21 protein-coding genes and 1 tRNA gene are annotated in these 24,932 nt (G+C 49.3%); 7 read left to right on the top strand and 15 right to left on the bottom strand.

All coding sequences use genetic code 11. The features are described 5' to 3' along the window. Window positions 1-33: 33 nt before the first annotated feature. From fliJ to KZ771_RS00415, 11 genes are all read right to left on the bottom strand, one after another. A complete protein-coding gene (fliJ, locus tag KZ771_RS00465; RefSeq protein ID WP_290654049.1) occupies window positions 34-504 on the bottom strand; it encodes a flagellar export protein FliJ in 471 nt (156 codons plus the stop codon). Between the two features lie 11 nt (window positions 505-515). Then, a complete protein-coding gene (fliI, locus tag KZ771_RS00460) occupies window positions 516-1,847 on the bottom strand; it encodes a flagellar protein export ATPase FliI (protein WP_290571813.1) in 1,332 nt (443 codons plus the stop codon). Window positions 1,848-1,849: 2 nt separating this feature from the next. After that, entirely contained in the window at window positions 1,850-2,596 is a 747-nt protein-coding gene (fliH, locus tag KZ771_RS00455) for a flagellar assembly protein FliH (protein WP_290654048.1), read from the bottom strand. A gap of 31 nt (window positions 2,597-2,627) precedes the next feature. Beyond that, window positions 2,628-3,674: a flagellar motor switch protein FliG gene (gene fliG / locus KZ771_RS00450; RefSeq protein WP_290654874.1), complete on the bottom strand. Its 1,047-nt coding sequence runs from the start codon at window positions 3,672-3,674 to the stop codon at window positions 2,628-2,630. Continuing rightward, entirely contained in the window at window positions 3,667-5,358 is a 1,692-nt protein-coding gene (gene fliF / locus KZ771_RS00445; protein ID WP_290571855.1) for a flagellar basal-body MS-ring/collar protein FliF, read from the bottom strand. Before fliF ends, fliG begins: the two co-directional genes overlap by 8 nt. Before the next feature lie 45 nt (window positions 5,359-5,403). Beyond that, the gene (gene fliE, locus KZ771_RS00440) at window positions 5,404-5,736 is read right to left on the bottom strand and encodes a flagellar hook-basal body complex protein FliE (protein ID WP_133540575.1); all 333 of its coding nucleotides are present in this window, start codon (window positions 5,734-5,736) and stop codon (window positions 5,404-5,406) included. A 99-nt stretch (window positions 5,737-5,835) separates the two neighbouring features. Then, window positions 5,836-7,191: a sigma-54 dependent transcriptional regulator gene (locus KZ771_RS00435; RefSeq protein WP_290654047.1), complete on the bottom strand. Its 1,356-nt coding sequence runs from the start codon at window positions 7,189-7,191 to the stop codon at window positions 5,836-5,838. Beyond that, the gene (locus KZ771_RS00430; protein ID WP_290571821.1) at window positions 7,184-8,188 is read right to left on the bottom strand and encodes a PAS domain-containing sensor histidine kinase; all 1,005 of its coding nucleotides are present in this window, start codon (window positions 8,186-8,188) and stop codon (window positions 7,184-7,186) included. The genes KZ771_RS00435 and KZ771_RS00430 overlap by 8 nt, the downstream gene beginning before the upstream one ends. A gap of 141 nt (window positions 8,189-8,329) precedes the next feature. Next, entirely contained in the window at window positions 8,330-9,751 is a 1,422-nt protein-coding gene (locus KZ771_RS00425; RefSeq protein WP_290654872.1) for a sigma-54-dependent Fis family transcriptional regulator, read from the bottom strand. A gap of 27 nt (window positions 9,752-9,778) precedes the next feature. Beyond that, window positions 9,779-10,294: a DUF1285 domain-containing protein gene (locus KZ771_RS00420; protein ID WP_133540578.1), complete on the bottom strand. Its 516-nt coding sequence runs from the start codon at window positions 10,292-10,294 to the stop codon at window positions 9,779-9,781. A 20-nt stretch (window positions 10,295-10,314) separates the two neighbouring features. Continuing rightward, window positions 10,315-10,938, bottom strand: coding sequence for a response regulator transcription factor (locus KZ771_RS00415; protein ID WP_133540579.1), 624 nt, complete (start codon window positions 10,936-10,938; stop codon window positions 10,315-10,317). 200 nt (window positions 10,939-11,138) lie between these two features. Here KZ771_RS00415 and KZ771_RS00410 point away from each other — a divergent pair, with 200 nt between their 5' ends. Genes KZ771_RS00410 through pdxH form a run of 3 tightly spaced genes read left to right on the top strand, consistent with a single transcriptional unit; the run spans window position 11,139 to window position 15,079 of the window. Continuing rightward, window positions 11,139-12,824, top strand: a complete 1,686-nt coding sequence (locus tag KZ771_RS00410) for an amidohydrolase (RefSeq protein ID WP_133540580.1) — start codon at window positions 11,139-11,141, stop codon at window positions 12,822-12,824. Between the two features lie 33 nt (window positions 12,825-12,857). Further along, entirely contained in the window at window positions 12,858-14,420 is a 1,563-nt protein-coding gene (locus KZ771_RS00405) for a response regulator (protein WP_133540581.1), read from the top strand. Between the two features lie 20 nt (window positions 14,421-14,440). Continuing rightward, window positions 14,441-15,079: a pyridoxamine 5'-phosphate oxidase gene (pdxH, locus tag KZ771_RS00400; protein WP_133540582.1), complete on the top strand. Its 639-nt coding sequence runs from the start codon at window positions 14,441-14,443 to the stop codon at window positions 15,077-15,079. On the opposite strand, the gene KZ771_RS00395 is transcribed toward pdxH, so the two are convergent. Continuing rightward, window positions 15,076-16,143 (bottom strand): Ldh family oxidoreductase, encoded by a 1,068-nt coding sequence (locus KZ771_RS00395; protein ID WP_290654046.1) that lies wholly within the window; start codon window positions 16,141-16,143, stop codon window positions 15,076-15,078. The two genes, pdxH and KZ771_RS00395, sit on opposite strands and share 4 nt — an antisense overlap. Window positions 16,144-16,214: 71 nt before the next feature. On the opposite strand from KZ771_RS00395, the gene KZ771_RS00390 reads away from it, so the two are divergent. The 4 genes from KZ771_RS00390 to KZ771_RS00375 all read left to right on the top strand — a co-directional run bounded on the left by KZ771_RS00390 (window position 16,215) and on the right by KZ771_RS00375 (window position 20,268). After that, on the top strand, window positions 16,215-17,249 hold the full coding sequence (locus KZ771_RS00390) for an ATP-dependent 6-phosphofructokinase (protein WP_290654045.1): 1,035 nt from the start codon (window positions 16,215-16,217) through the stop codon (window positions 17,247-17,249). 22 nt (window positions 17,250-17,271) lie between these two features. After that, the gene (speB, locus tag KZ771_RS00385) at window positions 17,272-18,192 is read left to right on the top strand and encodes an agmatinase (RefSeq protein WP_290654044.1); all 921 of its coding nucleotides are present in this window, start codon (window positions 17,272-17,274) and stop codon (window positions 18,190-18,192) included. Then, complete coding sequence (speA, locus tag KZ771_RS00380; RefSeq protein WP_290571835.1) at window positions 18,192-20,102, top strand: biosynthetic arginine decarboxylase; 1,911 nt, start codon at window positions 18,192-18,194, stop codon at window positions 20,100-20,102. Before speB ends, speA begins: the two co-directional genes overlap by 1 nt. Before the next feature lie 90 nt (window positions 20,103-20,192). After that, window positions 20,193-20,268: transfer RNA gene (locus tag KZ771_RS00375), tRNA-Phe, on the top strand. 105 nt (window positions 20,269-20,373) lie between these two features. Here the strand turns inward: KZ771_RS00375 and KZ771_RS00370 are convergent. The 3 genes from KZ771_RS00370 to KZ771_RS00360 form a co-directional block, all read right to left on the bottom strand. Continuing rightward, window positions 20,374-21,015, bottom strand: a complete 642-nt coding sequence (locus KZ771_RS00370) for a DUF4143 domain-containing protein (RefSeq protein ID WP_290654043.1) — start codon at window positions 21,013-21,015, stop codon at window positions 20,374-20,376. Window positions 21,016-21,119: 104 nt separating this feature from the next. After that, entirely contained in the window at window positions 21,120-21,569 is a 450-nt protein-coding gene (locus KZ771_RS00365; RefSeq protein WP_365996495.1) for an AAA family ATPase, read from the bottom strand. Between the two features lie 222 nt (window positions 21,570-21,791). Further along, entirely contained in the window at window positions 21,792-24,923 is a 3,132-nt protein-coding gene (locus KZ771_RS00360) for a CusA/CzcA family heavy metal efflux RND transporter (RefSeq protein ID WP_290654041.1), read from the bottom strand. Window positions 24,924-24,932: the final 9 nt, after the last annotated feature.

The following is a 24,932-nucleotide window of genomic DNA, read 5'->3' as shown; positions in this document are numbered from 1 at the left end:
AGCAAGCAATTGCTGTGCCAACTATTCCATCATTTACGGTGAACTTAACTTCCGTGCTCGTCTTTTTGCTTCACGGATAAACCTCTGACTAGAAAAGTCATCCAGATTTTTTTGCTCTTTTCTTGCTCTAGCCGTAGCTTCACGTTTTTGCTGTTCGGTAATCAAGTGTTGGATTGACTCTTTTTTACGGCGTTGTGCTAACCATTGTTGCTTACGCTGGTCGGCTACCTTTTGCAGCCTGATGACCGAGTGATGGAGTTGCTCAACACCCTCATCAAGCTTGCCAACAAAAGCGTGGTACTGTCCGAATTGCTGCGAAACAATGCCTTGGTTACCCCGCTGTTGCAGTTGGGTCAAGTAGTCCAGCCGATATTGTGACAACCCTTCCAAACGCATTTTTTCGTCATTAACCTGTTGCTGTACCTGCGCATAGTTACCAGCGGCTTCGTCTTCACGACGTTGTTCCAGTTCCAGCAACATCTGCATTTGCTTCAAATCAGCCATGGTAATTCCTGTTAACGTTGCTGCGGGTTAATCACTTGTTGCAGTAACAGCAAGCTTTCGTCATAGCTAACCACCTGCCGCATCGGTTGCTGCAAAAATTTTTCGACTCGTGGTTGCATCGCAATGGCCTGATCAATAGCAGGATCTGAGCCCTTACTGTAAGCGCCAATCGCAATGAGGTCGCGGTTGCGACGGAAGTTGGAGTACCATTTTCTAACCTGAACTGCTTGCTTCATATGCTCATCGGATACCACTTGCGGCATAACCCGACTAATCGAGGCCTCAATATCAATGGCCGGATAATGACCCGAGTCAGCAAGTTCACGACTTAACACAATGTGACCATCCAAAATAGCCCGCGACGAGTCCGCAATAGGATCCTGAAGATCATCACCCTCGGTTAACACTGTATAAAAGGCGGTAACTGAGCCTTGTCCGTCGCCCCCGTTACCAGCCCGCTCGACCAGCGCCGGTAATTTGGCGAATACTGACGGTGGGTAACCTTTAGTTGCCGGCGGCTCGCCAACTGCCAATGCTATCTCACGCTGTGCCATGGCATAGCGTGTTAACGAATCCATTAACAGCAACACGTTTAGACCCTGGTCACGAAAATACTCGGCTATTTCTGCTGCTGTTTCGCAGCCACGCAAGCGAATTAACGGTGACTGATCAGCGGGCGCGGCGACAACCACTGACTTCTCCAAACCCTCTTCGCCAAGAATTTCCTGAATAAATTCTTTGACCTCGCGGCCCCGCTCACCAATCAGGCCGACGACAATAACGTCTGCATCGGTACCCCTTGTCATCATCCCTAACAACACACTTTTGCCCACACCACTACCGGCAAATAATCCCATCCGCTGTCCTTGTCCAACTGTCAAACAGGCATTGATTGCGGTAACCCCCACATCCAATGGTTGTTTAACCGGACGTCTGTTTAAGGGGTTAACTCGTTGACTTCGATAGCGTTGTTGTTGATCAGCATGGATCGGACCACGATCATCCAATGGGTTACCCCGGGCATCAATAACGCGCCCCAATAACTCCATGCCAAAGGGAATAGCTGTTTTAGCCGACCGCGGTTTTACTCTTGCGCCCGGTACGACACCGTCAGCATCCTGAGTCGGCATCAAATAGCTGATATTGTTCTCGAAACCAACCACTTCTGCTTCGATATCACCATTGGCTGACTCGACCGAACAACTGGAGCCAATGGGAGCACGTACACCAACAGCTTCGAACATCAGCCCGACCACACGCGTTAAGTAGCCGGATACCAACACCTGCGGTTTGTGGATACGTTTACGTGCTTTTTTCAATCCTGCAATGATGGGTTCAGACATGGTTAGCCTTTTAGCTTCTCGAACACACTGTTAATGCGGCTTGCCAAGGTATGGTCTACCGTCGAGCTTTCGGTTGTAACACGACACCCACCGCGCTCAAGTAAATCATCTTTACTCAGTAACCAGCCATGTTGTTTAAGATCGTCCTCGGAATACAACTGCTGGATTAGCTCAAGATCATCAGAGTTTAAATGAATAACAACCTTTTGATCGGTCACCGGCAACACTTCGAGCGCCTCGCGAACGGCTTGTTGCACAATTTCGGGCTGGTGATAAGGCGCATCTAGACAAATTGCGCGGGCAAGCTCCATCACCATCTCGATCAGTTCATTTCGTACATCAGTCGTCAGTTTACGGTCCGGATAGCTCAGGCTGTCGAGCACATTATTCAATGCAACTGCCTGCGTTTCCATTTTCGCTTTGCCGTCAGCCAAACCTTGTTCAAAGCCTTTACTAAACCCTTCTTCCTGACCTGATTTAATACCTTCCTCGTGGCCTGCCTCTTTGCCCTCTGCATGCCCCTGGTTGTAGCCCTCTTTAAACCCCTCTTCGCGAGCAGCAGCACGAATTTCTTCAAGCTCTTCTGCCGTCAGCGGTTGCAACTCCTGCTCTTCTTCATCTGCTTCAGGCGGCTCGTACTGCCAACGTCTGGGCTTATTCAGCGCGTTGGTCTTCTCGCCTTGCAGAAACTCTTCCGAGGTAATATCCGGAAACTGCCACTTTTCTGTCGAGCCCTGACCGTCACTCATAGTGTTTCATTACCTCAGTTATAGGTCTTGTTTACAAGAATTCGTCACTACCGCCGCCACCGAGCATAATTTCACCGGCGTCGGCAAGACGACGTGCAACAGCAAGAATGTCTTTTTGCGCCGCTTCTACGTCACTTATACGTACAGGACCCATCGCTTCTAAATCATCTTTAAGCATTTCGCCTGCGCGTTTGGACATATTTTTAAAGATTTTTTCTTTAACATTTTCATCTGCACCTTTCAGTGCTTTTTGTAAAACATCGCCTTCGACTTCACGCAGCAAGCTCTGGATACCGCGGTCGTCCACTTCAACTAAGTTTTCGAATACGAACATCAGGTCCTGAATTTGCTGACTCATTTCTTCGTCTTGCTCGCGGATGGCATCCATCAACTGACCTTCGATATTGGTATCCAGGTAGTTCATGATATCTGCAGCAGCTTTCAGGCCGCCCATCTTCGCTGCCTGTGCACCAGCCTGACCAGCAAACTGTTTCTCCATAATCTCGTTCAATTCCTGCAATGCCGCCGGCTGGACTTCTTCCAGGTTGGCGATGCGCATCATAAGATCAAGACGCACTTTTTCCGGGAACTGCGACATAATTTCGGCACTCTGATCAGCGTCCAAATATGACATGACGATAGTTTGTATTTGCGGGTGCTCATTACGAATAATCGTTGCGACCTGCTTAGAGTCCATCCATTTAAGTGAATCAAGGCCTTTCGAACCGCCACCCATGACAATCTGTTCAATGAGATTGCCTGCTTTGTCTTCACCCAGCGCAGAGGTAAGAGCTTTGCGCACAAACTCTTCGCTCTTGAAGCCGATGTTGGTGAATTTCTGGATTTCTTCCAGAAACAGGTTATGAACCGCATTAACCTTGTCTTGGTTAAAATCCTGCAAACTGGACATTGCCATCCCCACTTTTTGAACCTGTTTTGGCTCTAAGTGCTTCAGGATTTGTGCAGCGTCTTCTTCGGAGAGGCTCAGCAGCAAAATAGCGGCCTTTTCTACCCCTTCCAACGTATCAACATCGAAGTTTGATTCGCGTTTTGTAGTTTGTAAATCTGTACTAGGCATCTTCATTTAACCACGCCTTAACAACTTGAGAAGACAGTTCTGGCTCGTTTGCAACCAGTGCACGCACGGCTTTCAGCAAGTCTTCATCTTTGTGTAAGTCTGGCAGCTGTAGGCTACCGTCAGGGCCAAAGCCCACCGAGTTTTCGTCAAACTGTGAGGATAGCAAATCAATGGTCTCATCGCCCATATGTTCGTCATCATCCATCAGGGCGTGTGCGTCATCCTCGAATTCCTGAGTTGGGTTCATCAGTTTCTTAAGCATAGGACGAACCACCGCCATAATCAGCACAATGATTACCAATGCGCCCATGACCAGGCGGAAAGCTCGCCAGAACCATGGTTGATCCCACAGCGCTTGCTCGCCTGCACCTAAGTCAGGTAATTGCGCAAAAGGTACTGAAACAACTTCCAACGTATCGCCGCGCGATAAGCTAAAACCCAGGCCGCCTTGAAGCAAGCGACGGATGTTGTCCAGCTCTGCCGCCGAACGCGGTTCCTGAACTGGCTCCCCTTCCGCATTCTGAGCATTATTGTGATTGACCGCAACCGATACACTTAAGCGATCGATAACACCGGTCTGACTTTGGGTGTAGCTTACGGTGTTGTCCAACTCATAATTACGCGTCGCTTCGCGATGCATACTGCCATTAGCGTCGCGGCTACTCGCACCACCGGTCGCCTCTTCAGGAATATCAGATTCCATCGGCGGCTGGTTACTTAAAGCACCGGGGATGCCGCCAATGGCGCTACCGGAAGAGCGGTTTTCTACCGTCATTTCGCTGCGAATTGCTGGCATATCAGGGTTATATTGACGCTGAGTTGTCTCTTTACGGGTGAAGTCCATAGTGACATCCACCTGCGCGGTATAGTTGTCATAACCGAGCACGGGGATCAAGATACTGTCAATTTTCTGGCGTAGCTCTTGTTCGCGTTTTAATTCCAATTGATATTCACGGCTACTCTGTGCTGCCAACGCGCTTTGAGAGCCTGAATTTAATAAACGGCCATTTTGATCGGTAACCGTTACATGTTCGGTTTGCAACCCGGTAACAGATGATGCCACCATATCCACAATCGAAGCGACTTCTTCTTCGCTCATTGATTGGTTGCCACGCACATTTAACATAACAGAGGCTTTGGGTTGCTTCTCCCGACGAGCAAATACATTTTCCTTGGGCACAGCCAACAAGACACGTGCGGCTGAAACCGACTTCATTTCCTCAATGGCACGCGCCAGTTGAACTTCCCGAGAATGTATTAGACGTTCACGCTCCAATCGTTGACTGACACCAAAACCCGGCTCACTCATCAAAATTTCTGAGCCGTTACTTTCCGTTTGACCATAGTCAACACCAGCACGAGTTAACTCTAGCTTTATTTGGTCGTACTTTTCTTCGGGCACTGAAACCGTGTTACCTGATACCTGATATTCGATACCGTTTGCGTCAAGATAGTCCAGCGTGCTGACCAACTGTTCGGTTTGCAGCTTACCCAGCGGACGGTAAGTCGATTCTTGCGCCCACAGCATGATGAATACGGCAATTGCAACACAAATTGCCAAGGCCAGCACCACCACCACTTGGCGCAGCATGTCAAAATTACCGACCATGTCCATAAAGCCCGACTTTTTGTCGTTGCTTTCTGCACCGTCGTTGGCATTGTTGATGTTTGGTTCGGTTACCATCAGGTCTGTAGATTCAGCCACGATTTAACTCCCTTAGTCGCTCGGTTAAACCGGCATTGACATGATTTCTTTATACGCTTCCACAACTTTGTTCCGTACCTGAACAGTTGCTTCGAACGCAATGCTGGATTTTTGACTGGCGATCATGGTTTGCTCGAGCGTGACATTGGGGTCACCCAACTCCATCCGAGTTTTTAAGTCCCCGGACGTTTGCTGTAGTTCATTGACGTTATCAATGGCATTTTTAAGCATGTTAGAAAAGTCGGCTTGGGCGTTGTTACCCGGCAAAGCGTTGACGTTTGCTGCCTTATCCTGGCTTGCATTTACGCCCGATAAAGCTTGCCATTGTTGGTAGGCTGCGTTGGCATCGACTTTCATAATATTCTCCGTCAAAAATTCCACAGATGGTTCTTCTAACGGTATTAATGCAAAGTTGATGCCAACTAAATCAGTTAATCTAAGGAAGTTTACAGAGGACTAAATAGCCAGCCCATTTTCACGAATTTTGGCTAACTTGTAGCGCAGTGTTCTTGGCGAGATGCCCAATTCATCAGCCACCGGTTTGCGCTTACCTTGGTGCTTTTGCAATGCCTTTTTTATGATCTGGTATTCACGATAAAACATCGATTCGCCCAGTCCTTCAGCGCTCTCAGCGGCCACTGCAGGCTCGACTGATTCAACTTGCTCGGGAAATACCGACTGTTGCTCCAGCTCTAACATCAGATCAGCAGGCTGTATTTCGCCACCGTTCTGTAATACCAACGCGCGCTGGATGACGTTTTCCAGTTCACGAATATTACCCGGCCAGCTATAGCTCATCAGTGCATTTTCTGCCGCGCGGCCGTAATGTACCGGCTGCTTAATTCCCAACCGTTGTTTGTGGCGTTGTAATAACGCATTAGCAATTGGCACGATGTCGCCGGGGCGCTCAGCCAGGGCTTTCCACTGCAGCGGGAAAACATTCAGCCGATACATCAAATCTTCACGGAACTGGCCTGCTTTTACCGCTTGCTGCAAATCACGGTTAGAGGTCGCGATAACCCGAACATCCAGATTGATCGCTTTGCGCGCCCCCAGGCGCTCTACCTGCCTTTCTTGCAGTACCCGCAATAACTTGGCCTGCAGGTTAATATCCATTTCTGTAATTTCGTCCAGCAACAAGGTGCCGCCCTGCGCCAGTTCGAATTTACCCGGCGTCGCCTGACTAGCTCCGGTAAATGCGCCTTTTTCGTAGCCAAACAGAAGTGATTCCAGCATGTTTTCCGGGATTGCAGCGCAATTAATCGCAACAAAAGGCGCGGCTTGCCGTGCTGACTGTTCATGAATATAACGCGCCAACACCTCTTTGCCAGTACCGCTGGGCCCCGTAATCATGACTGTCGCGTCAGTCGCCGCCACTTTTTTGGCCATTTCTAACAAGGCTAAACTACTGGGATCTTCAGCAACGACACTGCTGACTTCGTGCTCCTGCAAAGGCAAATGTCGTTGCACCAGTTGCAGCAGCTTTTCAGTAGAAAACGGTTTACTCAGGTAATCAATCGCACCCTCGCGCATTGCGATAACGGCATCATCGACTTTAGCGAAGGCAGTCATCATGATCACCGGCGTATCATAGTTTTGATTGCGCAAACTACGCAGTAACTGCAGGCCATCAATGCCCGGCATTTGTACGTCGCTGATAATCAAATCTATCGGCGCCGATTTTAGTTGTACCAGCGCATCTTCACCTGATTCTGCTTCTATACAGCAATAATCTGCCAATTCCAGCGTATCAACGATAGCCTCTCGCAGTGCGGCATCATCCTCGACAATCAAAACACGGGCATCAACCATAACAAATCTCCTGTGGCTTAGATTGAACGGCTTCAATCGGCAGACGAATACTGAACTCGGTTCCCTGGCCAGCCTCGGTTTGCCAATTCAACTGGCCCTGGTGGGCTTTTACTACGGTATTAACCACCGCCAGACCGAGTCCGGTACCGTTTGGCTTGCTGGTAACAAAAGGCGTGAATAACTGCGACTGGATTTCTGCAGGAATGCCGGAGCCGGTATCGCTTACCGTACAGCACCAATCATTGGCGCTGTAATCGGTTGACACCGTTACCACCTGGCCTTTGTCCGTGACATCAATCGCATTGGTTAACAGATTCTGAATCGCTCCACTAAGCGCGGTTAAGTTGCCTTTTAAGATCGCGTCGTCAGCGTTGTTTTGCACGCTTAACCTAACCTTTTTTGCTTGCGCGTAGGGACTGACCGACTGCACAACTGAGTCGATTAAGGTTGCCGATGACAACGGTTCCAGAACTTGCTGGTCACCGCTTTTTGCAAACAACAGCATGTCATTGACTTGCTGTTCAAGTGATTTAAGTCGGGATAGTAGCTTATCCGAAAAGCGCTGCTGGCGGTTGTGGTCAAGGTTCGGGGTTGCCAGGTTTTGGGCATAAAGTAAGGCTGCAGAAAGCGGTGTTCTGATTTGATGCGCCAGAGAAGCAACCATTCGCCCCATCGATGACAAGCGTTGTAGATGGCTAATTTTTTGTTGTAGGCGACGCGTTTCAGTCAAGTCAGTCAACACCACTAACTGCCCTGACTGGTCAGGAATAGCCGAAATATCGACTTTAACGCGACGACTATTGTGCAACGACACTTCGTGCCAGTCATCGGCCTGGGGTTTGAAGTACTCAGCAACACAATCACGCCATAAACGCCCCACCAGTGGCGCGTCCACTAACGCGATCGCATTATGGTTACAATGTTCTACGGTTCCCGCACTATCGACCAAAATAACGCCATTGGGCATCGCATCGATCAGCATTCGGTGATCCTGCATAGTTCTCTCTCTGTTTGCCTGCGCAACTATGCTAGAGACTATGCAAAGACTGTGCCTATATTTTTTGTTTTATTTCAATGGGTTATCTTGCAAATATTTAAAGGCAGGGGTGTCAATTTTTCGGCTACCTGTAACACGAGGTTACTTTATTTGGTATTTTTTCATTTTCTCGACCAGCGTTGTCCGCCGCATCCCTAATAATTCAGCTGCTTTTGCGACCACACCATCAGCTTTATCCAGCGCCTGCTTTATCATGGCTGTTTCCAGCTCACTCAGCATGTCTTTTAGGTTAACGCCGTCATCTGGTAACTCAGAGTTAAGCGCCGTTGTATCCGTGTCCAACTCCTCGTCGTCATCGGCAAAAATGGAGTTAAGCGCCTCGCGCTCAAGCAGTTCGTCAGGATACTCAGGCTCTACCCGGGGGTGGTCAATATGTTGATACTTTGGCGGCAGGTCACTGACATCCACTAATTGATCGGGATGCATGATGGTTAACCGTTCAATTAAATTACTCAGCTCACGAACGTTACCGGGCCAGCGATGCAATGACAACGACTCCAATGCCTTATCGGTAAACCGCACACCGACTCCGCGCTCTTTTTTAAAGCGCGCGGTCAGCTCTTGCAACAATAACGGCACGTCTTCCTGGCGCTCACGCAATGCCGGTACATCGATGGGGAATACATTTAACCGATAGAATAAGTCCTCGCGGAATTTGCCTTCGTTAATCATCGACTCAAGTTGTCGATGGGTTGCAGCAACAACGCGTACGTCGGCTTTAATACTTTTTGCACCACCAACCCGCTCAAAGGTGCGTTCCTGCAATACGCGCAGTAATTTTACCTGCATGGCTAACGGCATGTCGCCAATTTCGTCGAGGAATAATGTGCCGCCCTGGGCTAACTCAAATCGCCCTTTACGAGTGCCAATTGCGCCCGTAAATGCGCCCTTTTCGTGTCCGAATAGTTCACTTTCGAGTAAGTCAGCGGGTATCGCGCCACAGTTGACCGGCACAAAAGGACCATCTTTACGGTTAGAGAGGCTATGAATTCCGCGCGCTACCACTTCTTTACCGGTGCCGGACTCACCCAAAACCAAAACATTGGCGTCGCTACTGGCGACCTGCGCAATCATCTTGCGAATACTCTGAATTGCACTGCCCTGGCCTATTAGCAGTGACTCCAGTTTGCCGGTTTTATGATTCTGCGAGCCATGGCGTTCGGCAAGGTTACGGTGGTAAGAGTGACAATAATGCAACCAGCGTGACAATTCCTGATAATCAACATTAGCATCGATGGGACCAATAACATTAGCGCGATTAAGAGCTGGCTGATGGCTCTCTGCAGCGGCGATAAAAGGAATAGCCGGCTTGCTTTTGGCATTCTCGCTTAAGTCATTTACCCCTGAACCGGCAATAACACAAAGCACGTCATCATGATTAGCCAGCTCGTCAATCGCCGGCAGCACAGTGACTCGCTCACCAATAAAGGTTAACACGGTCTCAAATCGCTGACGCCGTTCATTATTCTGTTCGCATAAATATATGACTTGAGGGCTGGTCATCATACCTGACCGCGTTTTCCTACTCTATTAGGCCTGACCAAGCGAAAACAGCTGGCCCGCACTGCTAATAACAAATTGATTGTCAGCCGTTAACTCAGCTTGTTGTGCCCATTGATAGTACACATTTCGATGAACTTTTGCGGTCATACCTCTGGGCAGGCAAACATATGGAACGTCGTCATAAATTTTTAACGGGGTTCGCTCACAAAGAATATATCGCTCCCCGATGTTTGTGACAACCTGAATTGCCTTTTCACCAGACGATTCGACCTGCTGCCATTCAGTAACAATAAACGGAGCGTCATCAACCTGGATTTTTACCTTTTCGACCGGCGTTACTAAAAAATAGTCTTCATTTTCTCGTGTCAGTACCGAGGCGAACAAATTGACCAAGCGTTGACGGTTAATTTTACTGCCTTGGTACTCCCAGTCACCGTTGGCTTTTATGCGCAGAGGTATTTCGCCGCAGTAGGGTGGGTCCCACTTTTCGGTAGGTGCGTGCTGGGTCGACTCAAGCTGTTCAAATAATTTTTCCAGACTCATGGCTTACCCATCAGGCCGATTTAATCAACCAACTTCTTTTGCCGTAACAAATACCAAAGCGTTGCCTCGGTGCGGTTAGACACTTTAATCGCTTTAAAGATCGCCGACAGATGCACACGAATAGTGCCCTCGGTAATACCCAAAATATTGGCGATTTCCTTATTCGACAACCCCTGAGCCAACAACTGCATAATCTCCAGTTGGCGGGGTGACAAAAACGTTTCAGCACCACTGGTGCGCTGACGCGGTTCGTTAAGCGATGGATCATCGGGAAGATAGCGGTCACCGTTTAACAAGCTCTTAACTGCCAGTTTTGCCTGCTCAGCGCTGGAGTCCTTTGGTAAAAAGCTGCGAATGCCGGCTGACATCACCTGGCGCACATCACTCATCGCACGAGCCTTGGTAAAAAGTACCAAATGAGCACGCGGAGCAAGCCGTTTCAAACGTTGTAACGCCGGTCGAATTTCTTCGTCTGGCAGATCCATCTCGATAAAAATCAGATTAAATTCGTCGGCATTAAGATAGGTTTCTGCAACACTAAATGAATCCGCCTCAAAAATTGACGGTTGCGTCGCATAATTCGTTAATACTTGTATAAGTCCCGCACGCATAAAAAACGACGAGTCAATGATCAATATTTTCATGTTGAATTCCCAAATCTTGCGACAGCCAGTCTAACTTTTAGCATACCTTAATTCGCTTTTTGAGCAAGTATCAAGACCAATAAATCGAACAAATTCACTGTAAACGTTAAAAAAAATAACAACTTGTAATAACATCTCTGGATATTAATTTAGGCTTATCCGTTTTATAGTGACTGCAAAACTATCATGCAGAGGTTCGTATGCTAACAAAACTAATACCGTCAAAAGTTACAGCGTTTGCGTTTATCGGTGCGTTGTTATCTTTCTCTAGTACGTCAGTCCTGGCACAAACGGTTTATACCGATGCCAATGGCTACACGCTTACCAGTCCGGCCGGTCAAGATGCGGTGCTAACTCAGTTTAATACACTGGTTGTACAGAATGGCCGGGTATTAGCGATGGGAGGCCACGAGCTAGCCGACAAATACCCTGATTTTGAGCAAGTCGACCTAAACGGCAAAACCGTATTGCCGGGGTTGACTGATGCCCACGGTCACGTGCTGGGCTTAGGGATGAGTTTGTTGCAGGTCGATTTGCGCGATGCTGATTCGGTTAATGATGCAGTCGGCCTGGTCGGCGACTACGCTAAACAGCAGCCGAATTTATCCTGGATTACCGGACGCGGATGGAACCAGGAGCAATGGCCAAGTCGTGAATTCCCCAACGCCAGTCAACTTGACGAAGTCGTCAATGACCGCCCCGTTTATCTTACCCGAGTTGACGGTCATGCCGGCTGGGCTAACCAAAAAGCATTGCAAATGGCCGGTATTGACGCTGGCACGGTAGCGCCTGACGGCGGTGAAATCGTCAAAGATGCACAAGGCAATCCAACCGGGATATTAATCGACAACGCCATGGGATTAGTGGAAAACATTATTCCTGAACCCAGTGCAGAAGATAAACGGCAAGCATTTAAGCTGGCTTTCGACCACCTGCTTGCTCTCGGCATTACCAGTGTGCACGATGCAGGAGTACCCGCGACCGACCTCTCTATATACAAAGGCTTACAACACCAGGGCCAACTGCCGTTGCGTATTTACGCCATGATAGCGGCAACAGAACCACAGTTACCACAGCTACTGGCCGAAGGTCCGTTTACCACCAACGACGACAAATTGACCATTCGCAGCGTAAAAATCTATGCCGACGGGGCATTGGGCAGTCGTGGTGCAGCACTGATCGAACCCTATAGTGATGATCATGACAATCATGGTTTACTGGTTACCTCGCCGGAAAATATCGACGCCCTTTATGAGCTAATTATTCCGCACGGCTTTCAGATCAATACGCATGCCATTGGTGACCGGGCTAACCGGATAGCACTGGATGCATTTGAAGACAAATTTGCCAGTATTGGCGGCAGAAACTTGCGTAACCGTATCGAACACTCACAAGTTGTGCACCCGGACGACCTAAAGCGCTTTAAAGAGCTCAATATCATTGCCTCGATGCAGCCGACCCATGCTACCAGTGACAAAAATATGGCAGAAGACCGGCTCGGCAAAGACCGTATGCAAGGCGCTTATGCCTGGCAAACACTGCTGGACCAGGGCACCATGATTGCGGCAGGCTCCGACTTCCCGGTCGAACTTGCCAATCCGTTTTATGGTTTGCACGCCGCAGTCACACGCCAGGATCGTCAAAATCAGCCCCAGGGCGGCTGGTATTCGGAAGAGGCCATGTCAACCGAGCAAGCATTACGTGCCTTTACTATCGATGCAGCCTATGCGGCATGGCAAGAGCAGGATTTAGGTTCGTTAGAGCCCGGTAAATGGGCTGACTTTATTATTGTCGACCGCGACCCTTTTGCTATTGATAGCAGCGATTTGTGGAAAATAGAGGTCGAACAGACGTATATTGGTGGCAACAACGTCTACACTAAATAACGATGTGATAAACGCTGACGGAGATAAACAGCCATGAATGACGACTTTCTGTTTTCTGAAGACGAACCAGAAGTTGAGGTCACGGAAGACGAAGAGCCCTTTCAAATCCTCATCGTCGATGACGATGAGGAAATTCACACTATCACTAAAATGGCGCTGAGCGACTTTAAACTGGACGGTCGCCGGCTGCAATTTAACTCGGTCTACTCCGGTAGCGAAGCCAAGGCTTTTTTGCGTGACCGCGATGATATTGCCATGACCCTGCTCGACGTGGTGATGGAAACCGATCACGCCGGACTCGAAGTGGCACGCTGGATCCGCCAGGATTTAAAAAACAAATTGATCCGCATCGTGCTACGCACCGGGCAGCCCGGACAAGCGCCTGAAGAAGATGTCATTGCGCGCTACGATATTGATGATTACAAAGAGAAAACCGAGCTAACTTACCGCAAGCTGGTCACCCTGATGTACTCCTGCCTGCGCGCGTTTCGGGATTTAAATGCGATAGAACGCAATAAACGTGGTTTAGAAAAAGTCATTAATGCCTCCGCCGAAGTATTCAGTGCGCAGTCAATGCATGGCTTATGTCAGGGCATTCTTGAACAACTGGTTGCCTTAATCACGCACTCCGATGACGCCATGTATTGCCGTGCCGAGAGTAGCAAAACAGAAGGCCTGACGGCAGCAACTGAAAGTGGCAGCCTGTTCGAAATAATTGGCGGTACCGGTGACTACGAGCGCGCCATCGGCCAGTCGGTGGAAGAAGATATAGACTGGCACTTAGTGCAACAATTGCAGGACAGTAGCAACCATGTCGAGTTTCGCATTCACCACAATAACTATTACGGGCTTTACAAAACCAAAGGTGAGCGTCAGTACCTGCTGTTTATTAAAGGTGTTCGCGAACTCTCTGAGTTAGATCAAAACCTGCTCGGCCTATTTGTTAATAATAGCTCCATCGCTATCGATAATTTACACAGCCGTGATATCGAACGCGCACAGCAACGCGAGTTGCTGTACTCCGTCGGTGAAGCCATCGACAAACACTCGGTTGAGCATATTAGTCATCACGTTAAACGGTCAGCCGAAATGGCTGGTCAGTTGGCGATATTAACCGGCGCCACCATTGATGATGCAGAGAAGTTAAAGCTGGCATCTTCTGTCTATGATATCGGCAAAGTATCGGTTCAAATGGAGTTAGCTCAGCGAGCCGATGCGCTGACTATTCATGATTACGAAGAGATCATGCAAAAAGTGATTAAGGGCCACGATTATCTTAGCCAGACGGACACTGAGATTGCCCATATAGCTGCACAGGTTGCCCAGGATATTCATGAGCGCTGGGATGGCACTGGCTTTCCGTCGCAAAAACGCGGGCAAGATATTAATATTAATGCGCGTATTCTGGCCATTACCAGCCAATACGACGCCATTCGCACGGACCGAAGTTACCGCGAAGCACAGTGTATGGAATCGGCTGCGGATTATTTATTGCAGCACAGCGGTAAATTTTTTGACCCCGAACTGGTCGGGCTAATGCTGGACAACCTGGACGCTATTGAGAAAATTCGTCAGCGTTATCCTGATAAACGCTAACTGCTACTAAGAGGTACACCATGGATCTTGAACAGATTCGTCGTGATTATGGACTGGGTCAATTGCTGCAGGAACAACTAAAGCAGAACCCTCACCAGCAATTCGAGTTATGGCTGCAACAGGCCATTGAGGCGGAGCTTAGCGCTGATCCCACGGCAATGACCATCGCAACCGTTGATGGTGGCGGCTGCGCCAGCCAACGCGTGGTGCTGTTAAAAGGCCACGACGAGAATGGCTTGCGTTTTTACACCAATAAAAACTCTAACAAAAGCCGTGATCTGGCGTTAAACCCGCATATTTCGGCACATTTTTCGTGGTTACCGCTAGAGCGCCAGGTGCATATTCAGGGTCATGTCGAACCCTTATCGGACGAGCAAAACGATCGTTATTTTCACTCTCGCCCTAAAAGCAGCCAAATTGGCGCGCTGGTGTCGCAACAAAGCCAACCGATCGACTCACGCGACAGCTTAGACCAGCAGTTTGAGCAATTGATGGAGCAATACAAAGACCAGCCAGTGCCGCGTCCGCAACACTGGGGTGGTTATTTGATTAAGCCCAGCTTATTCGAGTTTTGGCAAGGCGGCCGCAACCGTCTGCACGACCGATTTATCTATAAGCCGGTCGGCGGTAGTTGGCAAATACAGCGTCTACAGCCTTAGGCTTTTGACCCCGGCATTGCCACACCGGTAAATTCGCTGCAGCGGCGCAATACTTTTAAGGTTGCGTCGCTATATTCAAGCCCTGATTTTAATTGCTGTTGTTTTAATCCTAAGCCACGTTCACCAGGAATACGCACCGGTTGTTGCGCGCTAATCGGCGCCGCCCCGCGACAATCGTTAATCAAATCGTCTACCTGCTCAATAAAGGCTTTTTGCTCACCAAAAGCACTGGGGTCAATAACCTGCACCCAAACCGAGTTGGCATCACCGTCATCGCTGCCCTGCCGACGACCATACTGACTCAGCGCCATCGTTAAGATCTCGCTGTAAAGCGTCAGCCCATAGCCTTTATAACCTAATTTTTCGCCACCCAACGGCGCAATAGCACTAGCAGGTTCGGCAAAAAACGTGGCCGGATCGTCAGTCCATTCGCCATCCGCTGTCACCAACGCTTGGTAGGGTAGCTTCTCGCCATTAGCCTTTGCCTGGCGAACTTTGCCCGCAGCCGTCATCGAAAAACTCATATCTAATAACAGCGGTGTCGTAGAGCTCGGCACGCCCACCGCAAACGGATTGGGCGAAAACACCGCTTGTTTACTGCCAAACGGTGCGACGGCTCGCTGTCCGGGAGTCGAACACATCAAACTGACAACCATGCCCTGCTCTGTCGCCAGACTTAAATAAGACGCTAATGCCGCAATGTGCTGACTGCGACGTATCACAATAGTACCCGTGCCGGCATTTTTGGCCATAGTCACCGCGGCTTCGATTGCCTGCGGCACCACGTAAGGCCCGGGCAAATGCTGTGCGTCCCAATGCGCTACCGCGGCGCGCTCGCTTAACGTCAGCGGCTGACCCTTACCTAAGCTGTCACCGCGTTGCAGCCACTGACAATTATTCAGCAACCGAATCAACCCATGAGTGGAATAGCCCAGTAAATCACCCTCTAATAAATAAAAAGCGACATTGCGTGCAATCTCACCCGAAGCGCCCGATTGTTGCAAGCAGTCGTCGGCCCATTGCAGCATTTGCTGATAATCAAAGCGAGTAACTTCAGTCGACATCAAATTTCCTCTTGGTATGCCATGGCTCTATAGGTAAGCTATCACTAAGACAGTATCAAGGAGTAGAGATCGTGTCATCTTCTGACGCTATTAATCGTATTGCTGTTATCACCAGTGGTGGTGACGCACCTGGCATGAATGCCGCCGTTCGCGCCGTGGTATTAACAGCCGAAAATTATGGAATTGAAGTGGTTGGTTTTCGCCATGGTTACGAGGGAGTGCTGACCAACGACTACGTTAAATTAGGCCGCGAGAGCGTGGAGCATATCTTGCAATATTCGGGCACCATCATTAAAAGTGCCCGTAGCGAGCGTTTTAAAACCGACGATGGCGGCCGTGAAGCGGCTGAGAACCTTGATGCGCATCAAATTGACGGCTTTATCGTTATTGGTGGCGACGGTTCATTTCGCGGTGCCGATCATCTTGCTAAATTTTGGCAAGGCCCTATTATTGGCGTCCCCGGCACTATTGATAACGACTTGTATGGCACCGACAATACCATCGGCTACGACACCGCCGTAGAAACCGCGATGGATGCGCTGGATAAGATCCGTGACACCGCCGAGGCCATGGACCGCGTCTTTATCGTAGAGGTTATGGGCCGTAACGCCGGTTACATAGGCATCAGCAGCGCCATGGCCTGTGGCTCGGAACGTATGATCCTGCCGGAACTGCAAAAAGATAAACCATTGACCGTCGACGCTTTGGTTAAACATATCGAAGGCGTGCACCGGGTTCGCGGTGATTCAAGTTACGTCATGGTGCTATGCGAAAATCAATGGCCCGGCGGTGCTGTACGTCTGGCAGAGCAGTTAGAAGATCGGTTAAACTTCCCTTGCCGCCCCTGCCTGCTAGGTCACGTACAACGGGGCGGTCGCCCCACTGCCATGGATCGTATCCTGGCCACTCGGCTGGGCGTACACGCGGTGGAGTTAATCCGTAGCGGCGAAACTGGCGTAATGGCCGGTATATCGCGCAATGAATTGTGCACAACACCGTTGCAGGATACCTGGATGCAACGCAAGCAATTAAGCCAGGAATTGATCGATATTCAGACAAAACTGTTTAACCCGGTCAAAAAAGAGCGCCATAAGGCAGTACAGTAATAACTTTGAGGTGAGTGAGTTTATGTCTCAGATCCCATTACCGGTTCCGACTAACGATCCCAGTCGACCATTTTTTGGCGCCGAACGTTCGTTTACAATTCGCCCGGGCAATACCCATATCATCGGCTTCGGCTTTGATGGAACTGCCTGCTTTCGTAAAGGCACCAAAGAAGGTCCCGATGGCCTGCGCGCCGTCTCTGAAGACATAGAATCTTACTCGCCCTATTTAGACGCCGACCTGGAAGACTATGAATTTTTTGACCTCGGCAACCTGCGCCTCGGCTTCGATGAAGACGTTGAAGCACAGTGGCACCATGCCGTTGGCGATTTTAATGCGATTTTTGAACCGTTGGCGCTTAACGGCACAAAAACCAAAATTTTAACCCTGGGCGGCGAGCACTCGATTTCGTATGCGCCTATTGTTAAGCATTTAAATGAATTCCCTGATCTCGTCTTACTGCACCTGGATGCGCATGCCGACCTGCGCGACGGCTTTTTAGGCTATCATTATTCGCATGCGTCGATTATTCGCCGCGCCTACGACCATTTTGGTGACGACCATCAATTAATTCAGTATGGCATTCGCTCAGGCACCCGCGACGAATATCAATGGATGAAGCAACACGGCACCATCCGTCAGTCACGGCAGGAGTTTTTAGACAGCGTGCGCGCAATCGCCGGCGAGCGACCGGTCTATTTAACGCTCGACTTAGATTATTTTGACCCGTCATTTTTGCCCGGCACGGGAACACCCGAGCCCGGCGGTGAAGACTTCCACTCGTTTGTTAGTTTGATGAAAATACTGCGTGAGAAGAACTTCGTTGGCGCGGACGTGGTCGAGCTATCGCCCAAAATTGATCCCACCGGTAATTCCGATGTGTTTGCCGCTAAAATCGTACGCGAAATTTTATTGACGCTAGAGCAGTCAGGAGCAAAGGCTTAATGTCAGATTGGACAATCGAACACGCTGAAGAACTTTACGGGGTTAACCGTTGGGGCGCCGGTTATTTTTCGATCGGCGACAACGGTAACATTAAAATTGCGCCTAACCACCGCTACCCCGATATCACCATTGATATGAATGACGTGGTCGACGAAATAAAAGCCGAGGGGATAGAGTTCCCGGCAGTTATTCGTTTTCACGATATTCTGCGCTCACAAGTGGAGATTATTAACGAGACCTTTGCCCAGGTCATTAGCGATGCAGACTACCATGGCAAGTACTGCGGCGTGTTCCCGATCAAAGTTAACCAAATGCGCGAAGTGGTCGAAGAGATCATGGACGCCGGCGAACCCTACGACTATGGCCTCGAAGCCGGCTCCAAGCCGGAATTGATGGCTGTTTTGGCGTACAACGATAACCCCAACGCACTGACCATTTTAAATGGTTACAAAGACAAAGATTATCTGACACTGGCGTTATTAGGACGCCAGTTGCGCCGCAAAATGATCATCGTTATCGAGAAATACTCGGAACTGGAAATGCTCATTCCGCTGGCTAAGAAGCTGGGCGTAGAGCCAATGATCGGCTTGCGATCGAAGATGATGGTGCGTAGCTCCGGTAAGTGGGCAGGTTCGAGTGGCGATCGGGCAAAATTTGGCTTAAGCATTGCCGAAATTCTTAACGTTGTGCAGCGCCTGCGTGACGAAGACATGCTGCATTGCGCGAAGCTACTGCATTTTCATATCGGTAGCCAGCTCTCTGATATTCGTAAAATCAAAGAGGCGGTAACCGAAGGTGCGCGTCTGTACGCTAAGTTAGTACAAGAAGGCGTGCCGCTGGAATACCTTGATATTGGCGGCGGCCTGGGCATCGATTATGACGGCACTAGTTCTACCACCGATTCGTCACGTAACTACTCGACCGAAGAATATGTTGCCGACGTGGTATGGGGCGTCAAGCAAATTTGTGATTTAGAGAAAGTCGCACACCCGAATATTGTCAGCGAAAGCGGTCGTGCCATGACAGCACACCATAGCTGTGTGGTAACCAACATCGTCGGTGAAATTAAGCCCGCCGGTACCGAGTTTGATGTCAGCGCCAGCGATGACGAGCACATTTTGGTCAAAAACATGCGCGAGCTTTATCAGTCGGGCGATCAGTACCATCCGCAGGAGCGCTACAATGACGCCGCCGGTTATAAGCAAAACGCCTATGAGGCATTTAAACTGGGCATTTTGTCATTACCGGAAATGGCTAAACTGGATACCATGTACTGGCGCATTTTGACCGAAATCCACCAGTCGCTGGACGAAGAGAATCAATTTATTCAGGAGCTGGAAGAGCTGGAAGACATGCTCGCCAGCCAGTACCTGTGTAATTTCTCGATTTTCCAATCAGCGGCGGATACCTGGGCCATTGGGCAGGTGCTACCTATCGTGCCGATTTCACGACTGAACGAGCAACCCGAGGTGCGTTGTTCCATTGCCGACATTACCTGTGACAGCGACGGCAAGCTCAGCAAATACATTGAAGGCACCGAAATTAGCGATAATATTCCTATGCACGCGCTGCGCAAAGGCGAAGACTATCATGTGGGTATGTTTTTGACCGGCGCCTATCAGGACGTGATGGGGGATATGCACAATTTATTCGGCCGCTTAACCGAAGTACACGTCTATTGCCATGACGACGAACCGGGAGACTTCTACATCGAAGAAGTTGTTCCGGGCACATCGGCAGAAAAAGTGCTGACAACCATGCAATACAACACCGAATCGATGGCTAAAACGATAAAGAAACAAATTGATCGCCAAGTTCGTAAAGGCAGCCTGGCACCGCGCGAAGGCGTACGCTGGACCAACTTTTACGAGAAATGTTTGGCAGGCAGTACCTATTTGAGCGTCGATTAACCGCAAAGTGGTGATTTACTGAGCAAACAGTAAAAAACCTTAGAAAAGCGGTTGACTCGGAACGCAAAAAAACGTTTAATACGCCTCGTCGCCCGGATAGCTCAGTCGGTAGAGCAGAGGATTGAAAATCCTCGTGTCGGTGGTTCGATTCCGCCTCCGGGCACCACTATTCAGAAGAAGCCCTGCACTTTGTGCGGGGCTTTTTTGTTTCTGAACATCGGATGTAACACACTTAGTCACACAGTTCAGTAACTTGGCATTACCTCTACCCTCATAAAAAATCGTTTTGCCAAAGCCACGTCATTGGAGCCGCGATGCAGTTTTCAGTCTTTAGTGGCAGTGCGTTATTGCCGCAATAGAGTAATACGCCCCCTTTAAAGCTTTTACCGGCTTGCGCAGCCAACCGTTTTAGTCCTTCACCATCTTTGGCTTGAATGCTGGCGGCTTTTTTTACTTCGATGCCATAAATGTCGCGGCCTTGTTCAATCACCAAGTCGACTTCGATCTTGTCTTTATCTCGGTAATGACTGAGTCGAATAGGATCCTCTAACCATTCCGCTTGAGTGCGAATTTGTTGAATGGTAAAGCTTTCCAGCAATGGGCCAAAGTCGGAAGAATAATCATGCCATTCGGCAGGTTTTAAATTATTCATAAAGGCGGCCAAGCCACTATCAATTAAATGCAGTTTGGGGGCTTTTACCAACCGTTTGGCTTGATTGCTATGCCATGCAGGTAAGCGATAAACCAAGAACAAATGCTCCAATATACTAATGTATTTTTCAGCCGTTTCGCGACGCATTTTAAGATCAGTTGCGATGCTGCTGGTATTAAGTAAATTACCTGTACGTAAAGCTAGCAATTCGGCTAAGCGCAGTAGCTCGTCCTCGTCGCGTATATTGGCAATGTCTTTCACATCGTTCTGAATAATAGTTTGCAGGTATTGCCGGTACCATTGCCGTGCTCGTGAAGCAGAGCGAGTTAACGGTTCTGGGTAACCGCCCTGACATACACGCTCTGCTACCCCAAGAGTTCCTGCTGAGCTTGAGTGATTCTGGGCTTGAGTTTGCCACTGAACAATGCCTCTAAAAAGGCGGGCTTGTTTTGCTCTTTCTCTAATTCGGCCAGTGGGTGTAAATGTAAGATCTCCACACGGCCTGCTAGCGACTCTTTCACCTTAGGTAGTAGCAATAGGTTCGCAGAGCCAGTGAGAAGAAACCTCCCTGGTTGTCGGTTGCGATCGACTTCAGCTTTTATCGCCAGTATCAATTCCGGCACCCTTTGAATTTCATCAAGCGTTACCTGTTCTGGCAGGCTTTGAATAAAGCCGGTTGGGTCTTTTTGAGCAGCTGTTAGGATGGCATGGTCGTCAAACGTCAAGTAGTGACGATCCGACGCGACCTGATGGCATAAAGTCGACTTCCCCACCTGGCGCGGTCCTAACACACAGACGACGGGTGTGTCGACCAAATACCGGTTTTGACAGCGTCTATTTGACTATTATAAGTGCGGCTACTTGCCTATTTGAAAATCCTCGTGTCGGTGGTTCGATTCCGCCTCCGCACCACTATTCAGAAAAAGCCCTGCACTTTATGCGGTTTTTTTGCACGTATCCGATGCGTGCCAATCAAATCTCTACCAATGTAAAAATTAACAAGCACGCCCAATAAAGAGCGTGCTTAAATTTTCAACTTATTCTACACGGGGTCTCTTAAAGCGCTGCACTGTGTAGTACAACGCTGGCAGCACCACCAAAGTCAATAATGTCGACGAGACAATGCCGCCGATTACCACAGTAGCCAGTGGTCGCTGTACCTCAGCGCCGACACCGGTATTAAGTGCCATAGGGACAAAGCCCAGGCTAGCTACGAGAGCAGTCATCAGTACAGGTCTTAACCGCTGTTGCGCGCCTTCAAACACCGCATCTTTCAATGGCAGTCCGTCGCGCAGCAGTTGCCGTATGAATGTCAGCATGACCACGCCGTTCAAAACCGCCACGCCCGACAGTGCAATGAAGCCGACTGCAGCGGAAATTGATAGCGGCATATCACGCAGCGCTAATGCGAATATCCCGCCGGTCAGCCCTAAGGGAACGCCTGTGAATATGACGAGTGCACTGCTCAGCGAATTAAACGCACTGTATAGCAGGCCAATAATTAATAGCAGCGCTAATGGCACAACCAAACTCAACCGTTGGGAAGCTGATTGCAGCTGTTCAAAGGTACCGTCGTAGTTAACCCAATAACCTGCTGGCAAATCAACCTCAGTCGTTAGCGCATCCTGAACATCTGCCACAAAAGAGCCCAAATCACGATCTTCAACATTCGCACTCACAATAACATTGCGTTTGCTGCTTTCTCGGTTAATTTGGTTCGGTCCACTTTCCAAACTCAATTCGGCGACCTCTCCCAACGGCACATAGCGCAGCTCAGGGTTGCCGGCAGGCAGATCAATAGGCAGTGATTTAAGCTGCTCAATACTCTTACGCCATTCTTTGTCGAGACGTACCATGAGTTTGAAGCGTTTATCCCCCTCGTAAATAATCCCTGACTGAACGCCGCCAACCGCTGCTTGAACTGCCCGTTGCACATCAGCCACTGTTAGGCCTAATAACGCTAAATGATCACGCTTAGGTATCACTGAGAGTGTCGATAAACCGGTCATTTGTTCAACCCGAACATCAGCAGCGCCATCAACGGTGCGAATGACTGCCGCGGCTGAGTCGCCTAACCGTTTAAGCGTTTGCAAGTCATCGCCATAAATACGAACCCCCAAGTCAGCTCGAACGCCTGCAATAAGTTCGTTAAACCGCATTTCAATCGGTTGAGTGAACTCGTACTTATTACCGGGAAGCTCTTGCACAGCAGTTCGTATTTCAGCAACCAGTTGCTCTTTGGTTTTTTCTGGGTTTAGCCAGTCCTCACGCTCCTTTAAAATAATAATGGTATCAGCGACGCTCGGTGGCATAGGGTCGGTCGCAACATCCGGGGTACCAATTTTTGAGAATACCAGTTTAACTTCGTCAAAGCGTGACACCACAGACTCGACATCTTTTTGCATTGCTATAGACTGCTGCAAGCCAGTCCCCGGAATGCGCAAGGCTTGCATGGCAATATCGCCTTCATCAAGCTGTGGCAAAAACTCAGTTCCCATGCGACTCGCCTGAAACATTGATACCGCAAACAGCCCAAAGCCAAGCAAAATAATGACAACTGGAAGCTTCAGTGTTTGCCGTAAAACCGGCTGATACACTTTGCGGGCGGCTCGCATTATTCGGTTTTCACCGTGCTTAATATTGCCACGGACAAATATTGCAATAGCAGCGGGTACAAAGGTAACGCTGAAAATCAGAGCCCCTAAAAGCGCGGCTACGACAGTAAACGCCATGGGATGAAACATTTTGCCTTCAACACCACTTAACGCAAATATGGGCAAGTACACCAGCATAATGATAAGCACACCAAATACCGCAGGGTTAAATACCTCACGAGTACTATGGGTTACTTCAATTAAGCGCTCTTTAGTGGTAAGTACCCGGCCTAAGCGTTGCTGTGCAATTCCAAGCCGTCGCAAAGCGTTTTCAACCACAATGACCGCACCATCGACGATAATACCAAAATCAATTGCGCCCAGGCTCATTAAATTACCAGACACCTTGTTGGCGACCATGCCGCTTACCGCAAACAGCATACTCAAGGGAATAACGCACGCCGTAATCAGTGCTGCACGGACATTTCCAAGCAGAATGAAAAGCACCACAATAACCAGCACCGCACCTTCAAACAGGTTTTTCTCGACCGTTGCAATAGTTTTATCAACGAGAGAAGTACGGTTATACACCGTTTCAATCACCACCCCGTCTGGCAAGCTTCGTTGCACCTCCTCAATTTTATTGGCGACATTCTGTGCAACGATGCGACTGTTTTCGCCAATAAGCATCATGGCCGTGCCCAATACCACCTCGCTCTCGCCCGAGGTTGAAGCGCCAGTGCGTAATTGTTCTCCCAGTTTGACCTCAGCCACGTCACTCACGCGCACCGGTGCATCATCACGTTTTGTCACGACCACATCACGAATATCGTCAAGTGTCTTAAGCTGTCCAGGCGAACGCACCAACCATTGCTCACCATTTTTCTCGATATAACCGGCACCAGCGTTTCTATTGTTAAGATCCAATGCTGCCAAAAGGTCCTGCATGGTCACTTTATAGGCCAGCATACGACCGGGGATGGGAGCCACCTGGTATTGCTTTTCATAACCCCCCACACTATTAATCTCGGTAACACCGGGCACCTTGACCAGTTGCGGCTTAATGATCCAATCCTGGATGGTACGCAACTGCTCGGGCGTATACGCCTCGCCATCGGCATTGGTAGCCCCCTCTTTCGCGCGTACTACATAATTAACAATTTCACCAAGGCCGGAGGCTATTGGCCCCATCGTCGGCTCGATACCGTCGGGTACTTCTCCCCTTACCTTTTGCAATCGCTCACTGATTTGCTGTCTAGCCCAGTAAATATCGGTGCCCTCTTCAAACACCACGGTAACTTGCGACAACCCATAGCGTGAGATCGAGCGGGTGTAGTCCAGCTTTGGTAAACCTGCCATCGCGGTTTCCACCGGATAAGAAATACGTTGTTCGGTTTCTAATGGCGAATAGCCTGGCGCTTCTGAATTTATCTGTACCTGAACATTGGTAATATCCGGCACAGCATCGATGGGTAGCTTTAATGTGCTATAAACGCCCGCAGCTGCTACTAACAAAGTTGCGGCAAGCACCAGCCATCGACGCTCAACCGCAAAGCGAATGAGTGCATCTATCATTGTTTACTC

The organism is Idiomarina sp. (assembly GCF_019431395.1).
Lineage (GTDB): Bacteria > Pseudomonadota > Gammaproteobacteria > Enterobacterales > Alteromonadaceae > Idiomarina.
This window is presented reverse-complemented; position numbering and strand designations above follow the sequence as displayed.